Origin of the sequence: Protofrankia sp. CiP1_Cm_nod2 (assembly GCF_920664355.1) — a bacterium.
Classification (GTDB): Bacteria; Actinomycetota; Actinomycetes; order Frankiales; family Frankiaceae; genus Protofrankia.
Map to the genome: position 1 here is coordinate 25,268 of NZ_CAKKTL010000004.1, position 16,194 is coordinate 41,461.

The 16,194-nt window shown below is 72.6% G+C and carries 10 protein-coding genes; 6 read left to right on the forward strand and 4 right to left on the reverse strand.

Going from position 1 to position 16,194, the window contains the following annotated elements; translation table 11 throughout:
* Positions 1 to 198: 198 nt before the first annotated feature.
* Positions 199 to 750, reverse strand: coding sequence for a hypothetical protein (locus tag NBW84_RS00880; RefSeq protein ID WP_250280770.1), 552 nt, complete (start codon positions 748 to 750; stop codon positions 199 to 201).
* Between the two features lie 907 nt (positions 751 to 1,657).
* Here NBW84_RS00880 and NBW84_RS00885 point away from each other — a divergent pair.
* From NBW84_RS00885 to NBW84_RS00905, 5 genes are all read left to right on the forward strand, one after another.
* Complete coding sequence (locus NBW84_RS00885; RefSeq protein WP_250280772.1) at positions 1,658 to 3,913, forward strand: MMPL family transporter; 2,256 nt, start codon at positions 1,658 to 1,660, stop codon at positions 3,911 to 3,913.
* A 299-nt stretch (positions 3,914 to 4,212) separates the two neighbouring features.
* Complete coding sequence (locus NBW84_RS00890; RefSeq protein ID WP_250280775.1) at positions 4,213 to 6,258, forward strand: SpoIIE family protein phosphatase; 2,046 nt, start codon at positions 4,213 to 4,215, stop codon at positions 6,256 to 6,258.
* A gap of 358 nt (positions 6,259 to 6,616) precedes the next feature.
* Positions 6,617 to 8,155 carry a glycosyltransferase family 87 protein gene (locus tag NBW84_RS00895; RefSeq protein WP_250280777.1) on the forward strand — a complete coding sequence of 513 codons (1,539 nt, stop codon included), beginning with the start codon at positions 6,617 to 6,619 and terminating at the stop codon, positions 8,153 to 8,155.
* Between the two features lie 246 nt (positions 8,156 to 8,401).
* Entirely contained in the window at positions 8,402 to 9,610 is a 1,209-nt protein-coding gene (locus tag NBW84_RS00900; RefSeq protein ID WP_445548435.1) for a DUF445 domain-containing protein, read from the forward strand.
* 736 nt (positions 9,611 to 10,346) lie between these two features.
* Complete coding sequence (locus tag NBW84_RS00905; RefSeq protein ID WP_445548602.1) at positions 10,347 to 11,648, forward strand: DEAD/DEAH box helicase; 1,302 nt, start codon at positions 10,347 to 10,349, stop codon at positions 11,646 to 11,648.
* Positions 11,649 to 11,953: 305 nt separating this feature from the next.
* Here the strand turns inward: NBW84_RS00905 and NBW84_RS00910 are convergent, their stop codons facing one another.
* Positions 11,954 to 12,148 (reverse strand): hypothetical protein, encoded by a 195-nt coding sequence (locus NBW84_RS00910; RefSeq protein WP_250280784.1) that lies wholly within the window; start codon positions 12,146 to 12,148, stop codon positions 11,954 to 11,956.
* 285 nt (positions 12,149 to 12,433) lie between these two features.
* Between NBW84_RS00910 and NBW84_RS00915 the strand changes: the two genes are divergently transcribed.
* The gene (locus NBW84_RS00915) at positions 12,434 to 12,988 is read left to right on the forward strand and encodes a Uma2 family endonuclease (protein WP_250280786.1); all 555 of its coding nucleotides are present in this window, start codon (positions 12,434 to 12,436) and stop codon (positions 12,986 to 12,988) included.
* Positions 12,989 to 13,091: 103 nt separating this feature from the next.
* Here NBW84_RS00915 and NBW84_RS00920 read toward each other — a convergent pair whose 3' ends face one another.
* On the reverse strand, positions 13,092 to 14,702 hold the full coding sequence (locus NBW84_RS00920; RefSeq protein WP_250280787.1) for an aldehyde dehydrogenase family protein: 1,611 nt from the start codon (positions 14,700 to 14,702) through the stop codon (positions 13,092 to 13,094).
* 123 nt (positions 14,703 to 14,825) lie between these two features.
* Entirely contained in the window at positions 14,826 to 16,190 is a 1,365-nt protein-coding gene (gene lat, locus NBW84_RS00925) for an L-lysine 6-transaminase (protein ID WP_250280820.1), read from the reverse strand.
* Positions 16,191 to 16,194: the final 4 nt, after the last annotated feature.

Consider the following 16,194-nt stretch of genomic DNA (forward strand, 5'->3'; position numbering starts at 1 on the left):
GCGTGCCGACGCCGGCACGGCATATCCGGGCTGTCTGCCCGACCGGTCGGGGTATCGGCCTGGTCCGGTCGTCGTCACATCGCTTTTGTTTACGATTTTACTTCGCCAGAAAATCTGGACGATATCGAACGGCCCCGGCCGCCGGCCGCCGGGAATGATTCCGGACCGGCGGGAACAGCCCCGGACCGTCAGAACATGTCACCGGCCGGCCGCCGGAGGGGCCGACGTCGGTGCCGCGGGCGACGGCACCGGGCGGGGCGCCATGGTGGTGCTGGCCGGCTCGGGCGCGGTGGTCGCCGGGCCCGGCGTCGGCTGCCGCCTCGCGGGAACGGGCGTCGGGGACTCCGAGGCGGGCCCCGGCGCCTCTGGGCCACCGGTCGAACGGCTGCCAACGGCAGCGGCAATGCCCTGGTCCGCGGGCTGGCCATCGGGCGGTGCGCCCGAGCCCGGCGTACTGGCGGCCGACGGGGCCGGGACGGCCGGGGCGGCCGGCGCGCTGTTCGGGGACGCACCGGCGACCGGGACGACGCCTCCGCCGGCAGGGGCTGCCGGCACCCGCGCCGTCGTGCTTGGCGGTGATTCAGGGGCGGCATCGAGGGCGATGTCATTCGAATTGCCGTTCTGAACGCTTTCCGTGGTCAGATAGCTGGCTGTCCCGCCGAGAACAGCCCCGACGACGAGCATCAGCAGAAAGACCGTCGCAAGCTGCCGCCCGGATCCGCCAGCCGTGAGGGTGGACCGGGTCGTCATGATCCCTCCTCGTATGACCGGAAGGCCGGGCCTCCCGAATCCCTGGGCGCGGAGGAACGTGATCCGTTCGCCGCCGGCCTTTTCGGTGCTTCGGCCACCAACCATACCGGGCGGCCACAAACACCCGTGACCGGTGTCCGGTAGAACACACCGGACCACCTTGTGGGGCATCGGATCCGGAGCCGGTACGAATCCCGTCCGCCGAACGGCCAACGGCCGGGCCACGGCCGTGACACGATCACGGCCGAACAGGCCGGAAGCCCGCCAGCGGAATCTTCGGGACAGCATCGGAGACAAATCGCACAACTGATATGAATAGTTTGCCCATATCTGGACGGGTAGCAGCACCCGGTACCGAAAAACGGCCGCTGCCCACCGGCGTGGGCGATGGCGACGAATCGACGGTGAGGTCCGCACCGACGTCACGCCGATGTTTTGCCCTACCATCGGCGCGAGCACTCAGCAGAAACCAATGGTCGGGGAAAATCCTGGTGAACGAAGTCGCGATCGTCGAGCTTGCCTCCTGTTTTCCGGAAGCGGCCGGCAGAGATCTTTTCCGCTGCCCGCCGCGAAAGCCGGGAGAGCGGTCCGACGACACCGTGCGGAGCCGTTCCCCGCTCGGGAGCCGGCACCACCGGAACAGCCGGAAGCACCCGCGTGACGCCGGTACCGGCCGGATTCCCCACCCCGGCGACATCGTGCCGGGCAGGACGCCGGGCAGTGCGCCGGGCAGGACGCCGAACAGTGCGCCGGGCGGCCTGGCGGGCGGCACGGCCGCGGCCGGCCGGGACGAGGACACGCTCCGCCCTGGCCGGAAGGACGGTTCGCCGCGATGAAGACATCGCCACCGCCGGAGTCCCGGCTCCACCGGCCTCACGCCACCGGACGGCACCGGCCCCGTGTCCCCATGCCCCGCGGCGTGGGGCACGGCCCCGCCGTCCACCCGCGGGTACGCCCACGGATACGCAGCCGGCTGCTGCGCGTCATCGTGACCCGTCCCCGCATGGTCCTGCTCGTCACGACGGCGCTCACGGTCCTCGCCGCCATCGTCGGCGTCGGGGCGGTCAGCCAGCTCAAGACCGGCGGCTTCGACGATCCGGGCTCGGACTCGGTCCGCGGCACGCAGGTCCTCCTGGACAGGTTCGGCTCGGCCGACCCGAACCTGGTCGTCCTGATCGGCTCCAGCGCCGGTGTCGAGACGCCGGCGGTCCGGGCGAAGGGACAGGACGTCACCGCCATGCTGCGGCGCGAGCCGGGCCTGCTGGTGGTCGCCTCCTACTGGGAGACGCCCGTGGCCGAACTGCGCGGCCGCTCCGGTGACGCCGGCCTGATCGTCGCCCACGTCGACGGTGACCAGGACGAAAGCGCCGAGCACACCGGACGGCTGCACGACCTGCTCACCCGGGCGGATGGCCACGCCGCCGGCGTCACCGTCTCCCTCGGCGGGCTCACCCAGATCAACAACGACATCAACACACAGGTCACCAAGGATCTGGCCAGAGCCGAGTCCATCGCCGTCCCGGTCACCCTCGCCCTGCTGCTGGTGGTTTTCGGCACCGTGGTCGCGGCGGGCATCCCACTGGTCATCGGCATTCTGTCGATCATCGGGACGCTCGGCGCGCTCGCGGTCCTGGCCACCCTCACCGAGGTCTCGGTGTTCGCGGTCAACCTCACCACCGCGCTCGGGCTCGGGCTCGCCATCGACTACTGTCTGCTGTTCATCTCCCGCTACCGCGAGGAACGCAGACGCAGCTACGGCACCGTCGCCGCCCTGGACGCGACCATGCGCACCGCCGGCCGGACGATCGTGTTCAGCGCCGCCACCGTCGCCGCGGCCCTGTGCTGCCTGCTGGTCTTCCCGCAGTACTTCCTGCGGTCGTTCGCCTTCGCCGGCGTCGCGGTCGTGGCGATCACCCTGGTCGGGGCGCTGATCGTCCTACCGGCTCTGCTGTTCCTGCTGCGGGGCCGGATCGAACGCTGGCCGCTGCCCCGGCGGCGCCGCCCGAGGCGGGCGAGGCGGGCGAGGGGCCTGAGCGCGGTCGGCCGGGTCGCCGCCGTGGCCTGGCGGTACCCCGCCCGCACCGCCATCCCCACCCTCGCCGTCCTGCTCCTGCTCGGCGCGCCCTTCCTGCACGTCGCCTTCGGCGTCCCCGATGACCGCGTGCTGCCCACCAGCGCCGAAAGCCGCCAGACCGCGGACCGGCTGCGTACCGACTTCGCCGCTCCCGCCACCGGCGCTCTCGCCGTCGTCTCCACCAGCTGGAGCACCGGCGCCGCCGCCGTCACCGACGCCGCCGGCTACGCCGGCCGGCTGTCCGCCATCCCGGGTGTCGACCGCGTCGACAGCGTCGCCGGCTCCTACACCGCCGGCACCCTGAGCACCCCGGCCACCCCGGCCACCGCCGCCCGCTTCACGGACGGCACCGCCACCTGGTTCTCCGTCCTCAGCCGCACCGAGCCCTACTCCCCCGCCGGTGCCCGGCTCGCCCACGCCGTGCGCGCCACCCCCGTCCCCCAGCACCACCGGGTTCTCGTCACCGGCCAGGCGGCCCAGCTCCTCGACATCACCGGCTCCATCGGCCGCCATCTCCCGCTGGCCCTCGTCCTCATCGCCGTCATCACCTTCACCGTGCTGTTCCTGCTCACCGGCAGCGTCGTCCTCCCGCTCAAAGCCCTCGTGTTCAACCTGCTCAGCCTGAGCGCCGTCTTCGGCAGCATGGTCTGGATCTTCCAGGACGGCCATCTCGCCGGCCCGCTCGGCATCACCCCCGCCCCCCTCCCGGTCGCCATCCCCGTCCTGCTGTTCTGCATCACCTACGGGCTGTCCATGGACTACGCCGTCTTCGTCCTGGCCCGTATCCGTGAACAGCACGACAACGGCACCACGCTGCGGCAGGCCGTCATCATCGGCCTGTCCCGCAGTGGACGGATCATCAGCGCCGCCGCGTTCATCCTCGCCGTGTCCTTCTTCTCGACCCTGGTCTCGGGGGTGTCGTTCATCAAGTTCTTCGGCCTCGGCACCGGGCTCGCCATCCTCCTCGACGCCCTGATCGTCCGCCCCGTCCTCGTCCCGGCGTTCATGCGCCTTGCCGGCGACTGGAACTGGTGGGCGCCCCGCCCCCTGCGCGCCCTGCACGACCGCGTCGGCATCCGCGAGCGGTGACCTGCCGGTGATCCACGGCCGGCGGGACGCCGGCCAGCCGTGAGCATGCCCACATGACCGTGATCGCCGCCGGCGGTAATCCGGCGAGATAATGGACTGTTCTGTCCTATCGGGCAACGAGGCACGATGCCTCGTGGTTGACTTGTCGAGCCGGGCCGATGCCTACCCGTAAGACCCCACGGACCAGTCGCGATCCATCAGCTCCCCCCACCTGAGCTGCCGCCGCCGGTCATTCAGGGTGTGTCCCGGGCCAGCGACGCCGGCAGACGGGAACGCCGACAGCCAGTGGGGAGCGTGACGTGGGATCGGGTGGTGACGACAGACCCCGGCTTCACCGACATGCGAACGGTCTGCCGGCACACGCGCTGCTCGCGCTGGACAGGGCCGGCGTGGGCATCTGGGAGTGGGACGTCGCTGCCGACCGGCTGCGCTGGGATCAGCGCGCTGCCAACCTGCACGGTGTCGAGCTGGGATCCTTCACCGGGCCGGTCGAGGCCTTCTTCTCCTGTGTGCACCCGAGCGACGTGCCGCTCCTGCGGACCCGGATGGACGAGGTGCTGGCGACCGGCGAGCCCTTTCTCGAGGAGTTCCGGGTCGTGCGCCCCGACGGTGCGCCCGTCTGGCTCCAGGTCCGTGGCGGGATAGTCGGCGACGACGCCGGCAGGGTGGTGCGCGTGGCCGGGATCTGTACCGGCGCCACCGCGCTGCGCGTCGGCCGCGAGCAGGCTGGACGTGCTCTGCAACAGGTCAGTGACGGCGTAGTGGTGTTCGATGACGACAGCCGGTTCGTGTTCGTCAACACGGTCATGAGCCGACTGCTCGGTTGTGATACCTGCGAGCTGGTGGGCGAACAGTTGTGGAATCTTGCGCCGTCGCTCATGGGGCCAGCGTTCGAGAAGCTGTACCTGCAGGCGCTGGACACCCAGCTGCCGGTGGAGTCCGAGGCCGACTACGCGGCCTTCGGCGGGCATTTCGAGGTCCGGCTGTTCCCCTCCCCGGAGGGGATAACCGCCTATTTCCGCAACGTCGACGAGCGCCACCGCGCGGAGGCGCACCGCGCGGCACTGATCACGTCGTTGTCGTCGGCACTCAGCCGCGCCCGCCAGCTGTTCGACGTGACCGCCGCGCTCGGCCAGGCCCTGACCGTCCCGGACGTCGCGGACGTGATCGTCCGATCGGCCTGGGACGACCTCGGCGCGGACTGCGCCATCATCATGATGGTCGGCGACGAGGGACGGGTACGGGTGGTCACCCCGACCGTCCAGTCCCAGCGGGTCAGCCGGCTCCTGGAACTGATCTCCGGGCGGGGAACCGCGGCCACCCCGGACGTCCTGCGCACGGCCCGGGCCCGCTTCGACTCCCGGGCGGAGCACCTGGCCGACTATCCGCACGCCAGGCCCCTGCTCGAGGCGGCCGCCGCCGCGTGGATAGCCCACATCCCGCTGATCGTCTCCGGGCGGCCGATCGGGGTGATCGTGCTGCTCTGGGAGAGCGAACGGCTCTTCGACCCCGACGAGCGGGCCTTCCTGACCACGCTCGCCGGGCACTGCGCGCACGCCCTCGAACGGGTACGCCTGTACGAGAAACAACTGTCGGTATCAGAAGCGTTCCAACGGGCGATCCTCCCCCAGCGCCTGCCGGAGCTGGCCGGCGTGGAACTGGCCGCCCGCTACCTGCCCGCCGGCCGGGACGTCGACGTCGGCGGTGACTGGTACGACGCGCTGGTGCTCCCGACCGGCGAGCTCACCCTGATCGTGGGGGACGTCGGCGGCCACGGGCTGCGGGCGGCCACGGTCATGGCCGAACTGCGGCACGCGGCGCGCGCCTACGCGCTGCTCAGCCATCCCCCCGCCAGGATCACCAGCCAGCTGTCGTCCAACCTCGCCGCCAGCGACTCGGCGGTCTATGCCACCGCGGTGGTCGCCTGCCTCGACATGGCCGGGAAAACGCTGACCTGGTCGTGCGCGGGCCACCCGCCGCCGCTGCTCCTCGACGGTGGCCGCCCGGCCTTCCTGGAGGTCGTCCACGGCCCGATCCTCGGTGCCGTGGACAACCTCGCCTACCGGCAGGACACCGTCACGCTGCCGGTCCGGGCCCGGCTGCTGCTCTACAGCGACGGTCTGGTGGAGCGCCGGGACGTCTCCATCACCGACCGGCTCGCCGTCCTGTCAGCGGTCGCGGCACAGTCCGACGCTCTCCGCCTGGACGCGTTCTGCGACCGGCTGCTGACAGAGGTCGCCGGCCCCAGCGGCCGGGAGGATGACCTGTGCCTGCTCGCCGCCGACGTCCGCAGCCCTGGCGATGCGCACGGCCCCGCGAGCCGCGCCCGGACGCCGGCCGGCTGACACCCGTCCACGACCGGCTCCCGCTCGACCGGCTGGCGCCCCACCGCCTGGCCGACCGCTCCCCGCGGCGCGGCGGGGAGACGTGCCGTCAGCGTGCGACAGGCCATGATGGACACGTGCCGCGCCGTCGACCAGTGCCGTACCGATGCGATGTGTTACATCGATACGGCGGGCCACCTCGACATGACAGGACGCGTCAGCATGGTGACACGACGGCCGGTAACACGACGGCCGGTGGGATGGAGCGCGCGGGGGACGGGCCGGCCGCGCCGACGTCGCCGGCGCGGCCCGGCTGCCGGCGTCGCCCGACCGCCGGCGAGACGGGTGGCGAAACGAGTACGGCGTTGGCGGAGCGTGCGTGTTGACGGCTTTCACAGGTACGCCCCGACAGCCGGCCCGGCCGGCGGCGACGCACGGCACCAGCGGCCGGGCCGGCGCGCCTGCCGCCAGCGCCCTCGGTGCCGCTCCCGCCACCATCGGTGGCGCCGTCGGTGGTGCCGCCAGTGGCGCCGTCGGTGGCGGGCGCGCCCGGCCGTGGCCGGCCCTGATCCGGGCAGCGCCACTCGCCGTGCTGGTCGCGGTGCTGTGGACGGTCTACATCGCCCCGCTCCCCCACTATGACGTCGACGTGTTCCTGCGCGCGGGCGCGGCCGTCGGGGGCGGGCGCGGCCCCTACCCGTCTCCCGGAACCCCCGAGGTCTACTCGGGCTTCGCCTATGTGTATCCCTACCTCGTCGCCTTCGCCTTCGTCCCGCTGTCGTGGCTGGGCGAAAACGGCGCGACCGTTTTCATCGCGCTGTCGGTGGGCGCGCTGTTCCTCGGCGCCCGGCTGCTCGGCGTCCGCGGCCGGCGTGCGTACGCGCTGGTGCTGATGTCCTCCTGTGCTCTCACCGGCCTGCAGATGGGCACGCTCAACGCCGTCCTGTTCCTCGGCCTCGCCGCGCTGTGGCGCTTTCGCGACCGTCCGGTCACCGCCGGTGTGCTTGCGGCCGGTGTCATCTACGCCAAGCTGTTCCTGGCACCGGTGTGGCTGTGGCTGGTGCTGGCCCGCCGGACGAAGGCGGGCGCGGTGGCGGCTGTCTGCCTCGGGGCGCTGCTGGCCGTCACGGAGCTGACCAGCCCGGTGGACACCCGCACCTACCTGGGGATGCTGGGGGTGCTCGCCCGCGAGGAGGCGCCGCTGGGGCTCAGCCTCACCGGCCTGCTGGTCAACACCGGTCTCGGCATGGGCGTGGCCACCTGGTGCGCACGCGTGGCCGCCGTGGCCGCCGTGGCCGCCGTGGCCGTGCTGGCCGGCGGCTGGCCGCGTCCACGACACGGCGGGAACGAGCGGATACTCTTCGCTGGCACGCTCGCCGCCGCGCTCGTGGCCTCGCCCATCGTATGGAGCCATTACCTGCTGCTTCTGCTCGCGCCGATCCTGGTCAGCGCACCGAGGCCACGGATATCCCTGATCGTCTTCACCGCCGGGAGCTGGTTCGTCGTCACCCCCCATCGGACGGGCCCGGTCGGCCTCCTCACCGGCATCACGATCATCGGCGTGCTTGCCGCGCCCGCGGCCGGGCATGCCCTGAAGGCCCTCACCCGCCGCGGCCGCGTCGCGCCGGGCCCCGGATCGAGCCCGCTGCCGCCTCCCGTGCCGAGGGCGGCCGTCGTCGCTGTCATCGCTGTCGCCGTCGTCGCGGCTGTCGTCGGCGCCGGCTTCGGGGTAGAACTGCTCGCGACCGCTTACGGGAACCCGCGGCGGGTGATCGGTGCCTACTGTGCCCTGCTGGGCGTCCTCGCCGTTCTGGGCTGGTCGCTGCGGCGACGGCCGGGGCCGCCGGCCGCGCTGTGGGCAGGTGGTCACGATCACCAGCCCCGGCCGCCCCGACAGCCCGGAACCGCGCGGTCATGACCGGGATCATTCGACCAACGCCGGTTCCCATCGGCGCGACACACCTCTGGGTGGAGGACGATGCCCACGACGCCACCCCCGGCGCAGCCGGACAACACAGCACAGCCGGACAACACAGCACAGCCTGAGGACGCGCCACCCGGGCAACATCCCGGCCGGCCTCGCGCCGCCGCCGGCCGCGGCGGTGGTGGGCCCGGCCGCGACGGCCAGGTCAGCGACACGGAGCTGCAGCGGGGGCTGCGCCGGATGCGGACGATCGCGACCGGCCTGCTGGTCTTCGTGGTGGTCGTCTATGTCGTGTTCTGGCGCTGGGAGTCCGGTGGTGGGCCGGGCTGGGCGGGCTATGTCCGGGCCGCGGCGGAGGCGGGCGCGGTGGGAGCGCTCGCCGACTGGTTCGCGGTGACCGCGCTGTTCCGCCGGCCGCTGGGCCTGCCCATCCCCCACACGGCGATCATCCCCAACCGCAAGGACGACCTCGGCCGCAGCCTGGAGCGGTTCGTCTCCGAGAACTTCCTGGCCGACGCGGTGATCCGGGAGAAGGTCGCGAGCATGGGCGCGGCCGTCCAGATCGGCACCTGGCTCAGCGAGCGCGGCAACGCCGAGAGGATCACCGCGGAGGCGTCCAGCCGGCTGGTCGAGGCGGTCTCGAACATCCGGGACGAGGTGACGCTGGAGGTGATGGAGAAAACCATCCTCGCCAGGGTGATGGACCGTCCCTGGGCGCCGGCCGCGGGCACGGCGCTCGGCCGGATCGCCGCCGGCGGCCTGCACCACCGGCTCGTCGACGTGATCGCCGTCCAGGCGGAGACCTGGCTGCGCAACAACCCCGACACGGTGATGCGGATCGTCGCCGACCAGGCGCCGTCGTGGTCGCCGAGGTTCCTGGACGATGTGATCGCCGCCCGCGCGTACGAGGAGGCGCTGCGGTTCGCCGCCGAGGTCCGCGCCAATCCCGAGCACCTGCTGCGCAGGGCCCTGGACGACTTCCTCGCCCGGTTCGGCGAGCAGCTGCGCACCGACCCGGACACCGCCGAACGGGTGGAGAAGCTCAAGGAGCGCGTCCGCGACCATCCCGAGATCCACCAGGCGGCCGCGGCGATGTGGAACGCCACCCGGTCCATCCTGACCGACGTCGCCGGCGATCCCGACAGCGCGCTGCGGACCAGGATCACCGACGAGCTGCAGGCGCTCGGCGGGCGGCTGGTCACCGACCCCCACCTGCGGGCGGGTGTCGACACCGCCGCCACCGAGGCCGTCGCGTGGCTCGTCCGGCGGTACCGCTCCGACATCTCCACGGTGATCTCCGATACGGTCGCGAACTGGGAGCCGACCGAGACCGCGGTCAAGGTCGAGCTGCACGTGGGCCGTGACCTGCAGTACATCCGCATCAACGGCACGGTGGTGGGGGCGCTCGCCGGCCTGGTCATCCACCTGCTGACCGAGCTGCTGCTTTGACGTCCCCCGCGGTGGCCCTCGTCGCCCTCCCGCCCTCCCTCCCACCTCCCGGCTGCCCTTCCCGCGGCCCCTCCACCAGCCCGCTACCAGCGACTCCCTGTGACCGGCCACGGCAGCCGGCCCGCGCCTGCCCGCTGCCGCTGCCGGCCCACGGTGACCGTGACGCACGGCGCCGTCCCCCCGCCACACCGGGGTGCGCGACGTCTCACCCCTGGTGGGCGCGCCGCCCTTAGCACCGGCGGTCGTGATCGGTGTACCCTGAGACCGCTGGCGGCTACGAGCCGTCCATGACATGTGGTTATCCAGCCACACGTCAGAGGTCCGTGTGACAGCAGGTCGGCGTGCACCCTGGTAGCGGGTGCACCCGCTCATGCTCTGGTGACGCGGCCCGAAGCGGACACACGACTGCTGCCACACGATCGCCGTGGTTCCCCCGGCGACCTCGACAACGACGGACGGAAGAACCCTGTCTCAGCACGGTGACACTCAGCCCTCCCCTGCCCGCCGCCGCCCCCGGCCCGCTCGAGGCGCCGCCCATCGCGGCCGCGGCGGCCCCCGCTCAGGTGGCAAGCAGAACGGACCGAACCGGTTCGCCGCACCCGCGCGGCCACCGCTGCCGACCCGCGAGCCGCGGCCACCGGCCAGTTCCTTCGCGGACGCGGGCCTGCCCGCCGCCCTTGTCTCCGCTCTCGCCCGGCAGGGGATCACCGCCCCGTTCCCGGTGCAGGCCGCGACCCTGCCTGACGTCCTCGCCGGGGAGAACATGCTCGGCCGGGCGAGCACCGGCTCCGGCAAGACCCTCGGGTTCGGCCTGCCGATGCTCGCCGAGCTGGCGAAGAACCGCGCGGTCGCCCCGGGCCGCCCCCGCGGGCTGATCCTCGTCCCCACCAGGGAGCTCGCCCAGCAGGTCCACGACGCCCTCGACCCGCTGTCCCGGCCGCTGGGCCTGCGCCTGCGCGCGGTGTACGGCGGGACGTCGATCTCCCGGCAGATCAGTTCGCTGCGGCGCGGCGTGCATATCGTCATCGCCACCCCCGGCCGCCTCACCGACCTGATCGAACGCGGCGCCTGCTCCCTCGAAGAGATCGCGATCACCGTGTTGGACGAGGCCGACTACATGTGCGACCTCGGCTTCCTGCCGGCTGTGCGGGCGCTGCTGGACGCCACCCCCGCCGGCGGCCAGCGGCTGCTGTTCTCCGCGACCCTCGACCGTGAGGTGGAGGTGCTCGTCCGCCAGTACCTGCCCGAGCCGGTGCTCGTCGCCATCGACTCGGAGACCGCGCAGGTCTCCACCCTGTCCCGGCACGCGCTTGAGGCCGCCGACCCCGCCGCCCACACCCGGCTGGTGACCGCCCTGGCCGGCGGCTCCGGGCGGACCCTGGTGTTCGCCCGCACCCAGCGCGGCGCCGACCGGCTCGCCGAACAGCTCACCCGCTCCGGGGTGCCGGCCCAGCCGCTGCACGGCGGCATGGCGCAGAACGCCCGCAGCCGCGCGCTCGCCGGGTTCTCCGAAGGCACGCACCGTGTTCTCGTCGCCACGGACGTGGCCGCCCGCGGCATCCACGTCGACGGGGTCGACATCGTCGTGCACGCGGGGCTGCCGAGCGACCCCAAGACCTACCAGCACCGTGGCGGCCGTACCGCGCGGGCGGGGGCTCATGGCGCCGACGTGCTTGTCTCGCTCCCCGAGGAGCGCGGGCTGGTGCGCGCGCTCCTGCGCGCCGCCGGCAGCGACGCCCAGCCCGAACCGGCGGACGCCGACGACGAGGTGGTGGCGCGCCTCGCCGGGCCGCCCGCCCCCCGGATCCCCCCGCAGCCGCGCAGCACGCCACCGCACTCGGCCGCTGCCCGGCAGCCGTCCGGGATCCGGGTGCCGGCACAGGCGCGCTCGTCAGGCTCCGGCCCACGCCGGGGCGCGGACAGGCAGCAGTGGGGTGCGCCCGCCACCCGCGGCAACTCGCCCCATCGCGGCGCCGACCAGCCCCGCCGGGCAGGACGCCGGCCCGCCGGGCCGCAGGGCCCGACATCCACCGAATAACGACATCTACTGCCCGGACAACGGCGCGGGCCGTGGCACCGAACAGGTCGGTGCCACGGCCCGCGCCATGTCGTACAGCCTGACGTGTCGTACGACTGCCTGCCTTCGTACCTGGCTGCCTGGTACGACCCTGTCTGGTACGACCTGCGTAGAACTATCTGGTCCTGCGTGATGACGGGCCGGTCGTCCCGCGGCGGACAGGCCCGGGCCAGATCAGACGACAGGACCAGAGCAACCCGCCGGAACCAGACGATCCGCCGGACACGCACCTCCCGCGCCGTCAGGCGTCAGGAGTCACCGCGGGCTCAGGCGCCGCTGGAGACGCTGACCGCGTCCGACTGCCGCGGTACTCCGAGCCGCAGGCGAGTGGGGTTCGCGACCGAACGGGGGATCAGCCACGGCTCGGCCGCGGCGTCCGGGCCGTCATTGACGTCCTCTTCGGGCGCCCGCTGGCTCGGCCACGGCGACTCCGACTGAACCACTTCATCGTGCTCGGCCATTGGCAGTGCTCCCCTCCCGGGCCGTGACCAACATGTGGAACCGGCCGACCATGGTGACGCGACAGACATAGTGACACAACAGACATGTCGACATCCCGCCGACAGTGGGTTACAAAAGACATCGAACCAGTATCCAGGATGATACATGGGCCTTGAGTGAGAATAATCATGCACGGGGGTGCCGCGTGAGCGATACACGTTCTTCACACACTGTGAACTCGCCATAGATGACCGAACCCGCCACGGGTAGAGTCGAATCACCGGAACGGATGGGAGGACGCACCGATGAGCGAGCCGCTGATCGCGATTCCTCCGGGTGGCTGGACCACCGACGACCTCGACGAGCTGCCGGTCAGCAACCATCGGTACGAACTGACCGACGGAGCTCTCAGCGTGTCGCCTTCCCCCTCCAACCTGCACCAGGCGCTGGGCGCCCGGCTCTTCGCCGCGCTCGAGGACATCACGCCGGAGCCGTTCGCGCTGGCGATGGCCGTGGACATCCGGTTCGGCCGGCAGCTCACCCGCGTCCCCGACCTGATGGTGATACGCAGCGACGAGCCCGCCCGGCACTGGTTCTCCCCCGCCGAGGTCGTTGTCGCGATCGAGATCGAGTCACCCGGCAACCATGTCGAGGACCGCACCACCAAACCCGCGCTCTACGCCCAGTTCGGCATCCCGCACTACTGGCGGATCGAGCCGGTACCACCCCGTGTGACGACCTACCGGCCCGGCCCCGCCGGCGCCTACGTGGCGACCGGCAGCGGGCAGCGGCTCACCGTCACCGAACCGTTCCCGGTCGACCTCGACCTCACCGTGCTGCTCCCCCGCTGGGCACGCTGACCGCACGGACCAGCGCCTCGCCGCCCACGCCGCCGGCCGCCCACGCCGTCGGCCGGCCGGCTGGTGGGAGGCTGCGCGGACGGAGGGCAGGCCGACCGACGGCTTAACCGGGCGGCAGACGGAAGGTGAGGTCGGCGGCGGGGACGGCGGTGTCCAGCTGGGCCTTCTGCAGGTGGCCGGAATAGTCCCAGTTGACCGCCTGCCAACGGGTGACCTGGTCGAGCACCCAGCGGCCGGACTGGCGGGAGCCGTTGCCGGAGCGGCCGTTGCCCCCGAAGGGCAGGTGCGCCTCGGCGCCGGACGTCGAGTTGTTCACGCTGACCATGCCGGCACCGATCCCCCGGCGGAACCGGAAGACCGTCCGCGGGTCGTTCGTGTAGATCGACGAGGACAGGCCGTAGCCGGGAGCGTTCGCGAGCCGCACCGCCTCGTCGAGGTCCCGGTAGGTCGTCACCCCGATGACCGGGCCGAACGTCTCCTCCCGGAACACCTCGTCGTCGGGCCGGACACCGTCGAGGATCACCGGGTGGTAGTACAGCCCGTCACCGGGGTCGCCCACGAAGCCGCGGCGCGGCCGGGCCGCGTCCACCCGCCCGACCGCCGAGGAGCCCGCGACCCGGTGATGGTCACGGATCAGGCCGAGGGTGTGCTCGAAACCGGCGGCGAACCGCAGGTCGAGCAGGGGCCCGTACAGGACGTCGGTGACCGGGTCGCCGATGCGCGCGTCCTCGACCGCGGCCACCAGCCGGCGCAGGAACTCCCCGTGCACGGACTCGTGCACGATCGCCGTCCCCAGCGAGGTGCACCGCTGCCCGGCGGTGGCGAACCCGGAGAACACCGCGCCGGCGGCCGCCGCGTCGAGGTCGGCGTCGGGCGCGACGACCATCGGGTTCTTCCCGCCCAGCTCCAGGCAGGGGGTCTGCAGGTGCCGGCCGCACAGTTCGCCGATCATCCGCCCGACCTCGGTCGACCCGGTGAAGCCGACCTTGTCGACGAGCCCGGCGTCCAGGGCGCGCTCCAGGCCGGTGAACGTCTCCACGCCCTCGGCCGGCACGAGCCCGACCGCGCCGTGGGGCACCCCGGCACGCAGGATCAGCTCGGTGAACGCCTGCGCGCACGCGGCCGCGTAGACCGCCGGCTTCCACACGACGGTGTTGCCGCACAGCAGCGCCGGCACGATGTACCAGGACGGCACCGCCACCGGGAAGTTCCCGGCGGTGATCACCACCATGACGCCGACCGGTTCCCGGAAGGTGAACAGCTGTTTGTCCGGCATCTCCGACGGCACGGTCTCGCCGTAGAGGCGCCGGCCCTCCCCGAGGAAGAAACGGCAGGTGTCGACGACCTCCTGCACCTCGCCGCGGGCCTCGGCCAGCGGCTTGCCGACCTCGCGCGTCACCAGCCGGGCCAGCGCCTCGGCGTTGGCCTCGACGAGGTGCCCAAGGTTCGCGATGACGCTGCCGCGGACCGGCGCGGGCACGTCCGCCCAGCCCGGTGCCGCCGCCCGCGCGGCGGCGCAGGCGTCCAGCAGGTCGGCGGGGCCGGCGAGGCTCACCTCGGCGACCACCTCGTCGAGGTGAGCCGGATTCGTCGAACGGGTCACGGCCCGGGCCGCCGCCGGCCGCCGGCCGGTGGGCCCGGCTCCGTCACCGATCAGTAGCTCCACCCGGCGCGGCGGGACGGCCGGGCGGGGCGGCGCCTGATGGATCTTCATGTCGACGACCTCACCATCCAGTCGATCATCTGACGGACCATGCAGTCGATCATCCGGAGCGGCCCGGGCCACCCAGCCCCGAATCCGGTCATCCGGTTATCCGGTCATCCGGTCGGGATCCGATCATAGAGTCGGGACGCGGGCGAGGACCCGGCCCAGGGCGGCCACGCCGAGCTCCAGCTCGGCCGCGGAGACGGTCAGCGCCGGCCGGAACCGCAGCGCGCGGACACCCGCGGGCAGCACCAGCACGCTCTCCTCGGCCCGCAGCCGGCGGACCACGTCGTCCCGGCACCGCGCCGAGGGGAGGTCGATCGCGCACAGCAGCCCGCGCCCACGCGGGTTCGACACCAGCGACGGATACTTCCCGGCGAGCCCGCCGAGGGCGGCGAGCAGGTCGCGGCCGAGATCGCCGGCGCGGGCGAACAGCCCGTCGGCCGCCATCACCTCGAGCATGCGCCGCGACCGGACCATGTCGACCAGGCCGCCGCCCCAGGTCGAGTTGATCCGCCCCGGCACCCGGAAGACGTTGTCGGCCACCTCGTCCACCCGCCGGCCGGCCATCACCCCGCCGAGCTGCACCTTCTTGCCGAACGCGACGACGTCCGGACGCAGGCCCAGCTGCTGGTAGGCCCAGGCCGAACCGGTCATCCCCACCCCGGTCTGCACCTCGTCGAGGACGAACAACGCGTCGTGGGCGCGGCAGAGGCGTTCCATCGCCGAGAGGAACTCGGCCCGCAGGTGGTTGTCGCCGCCCTCGCACTGGATCGGCTCGGCCAGGAAGCAGGCGATGTCATGAGGATGGCGGGCGAACGCGGCCTCGGCCTGGGCCAGCGCGGCCGCCTCGGCCTCGGCGAGGCGGGCCAGGCCGCGCGCGTCCAGCGGGAACCTGACCGCCGGCGGGTCGATGCGGGGCCAGTCGAAGACGGGGAACCGGTCGGTCTTGACCGGGTCGGTGTTGGTCACCGACAGGGTGTATCCGCTGCGGCCGTGGAAGGCATGCCGCAGGTGCAGCACCCGCCGGCCCAGCGAGGCGGGCCGGCCGGCCTGGGCGTTGTGCCGACTCTTCCAGTCGAAGGCGCACTTCAGCGCGTTCTCGACGGCGAGCGCCCCGCCTTCGACGAAGAAGAGGTGCGGCAGCTCCGGGTCACCGAGGACGCGGGTGAACGTCTCGACGAACCCGGCGTAGGCGGCGGTGGCGATGTCGGAGTTGGCCGGCTTGTTCACCGCCGCGGCGGTGAGCTCGGCGAGGAAGGCGGGGTCGCCGGTCAGCTCCGGCGGGTTGATCCCCAGCGGCGCGGACGCGAAGAAGCTGTAGAGGTCCAGGTAGCGCCGGCCGTCCCGGGCGTCCACGAGCCAGCTCCCGCGGCTGCGCTCAAGATCGAGGACGATACCGAAGCCGTCCGCGATGACGTGGCGGCCGAGCACGTCGAGAACGTCGCGCGGCGCTACCACCGCGCCCGTCGTGCCCGCCGCGCCCACCGCGCCCACCGCG

Coding starts and splice junctions, on each gene's coding strand:
- NBW84_RS00900 (WP_445548435.1), top strand. CDS start 8,402: ATGCGGACGATCGCGACCGGCCTGCTGGTCTTCGTGGTGGTCGTCTAT.
- NBW84_RS00910 (WP_250280784.1), bottom strand. CDS start 12,148: ATGGCCGAGCACGATGAAGTGGTTCAGTCGGAGTCGCCGTGGCCGAGC.
- NBW84_RS00920 (WP_250280787.1), bottom strand. CDS start 14,702: ATGAAGATCCATCAGGCGCCGCCCCGCCCGGCCGTCCCGCCGCGCCGG.
- NBW84_RS00880 (WP_250280770.1), bottom strand. CDS start 750: ATGACGACCCGGTCCACCCTCACGGCTGGCGGATCCGGGCGGCAGCTT.
- NBW84_RS00885 (WP_250280772.1), top strand. CDS start 1,658: ATGCCCCGCGGCGTGGGGCACGGCCCCGCCGTCCACCCGCGGGTACGC.
- NBW84_RS00915 (WP_250280786.1), top strand. CDS start 12,434: ATGAGCGAGCCGCTGATCGCGATTCCTCCGGGTGGCTGGACCACCGAC.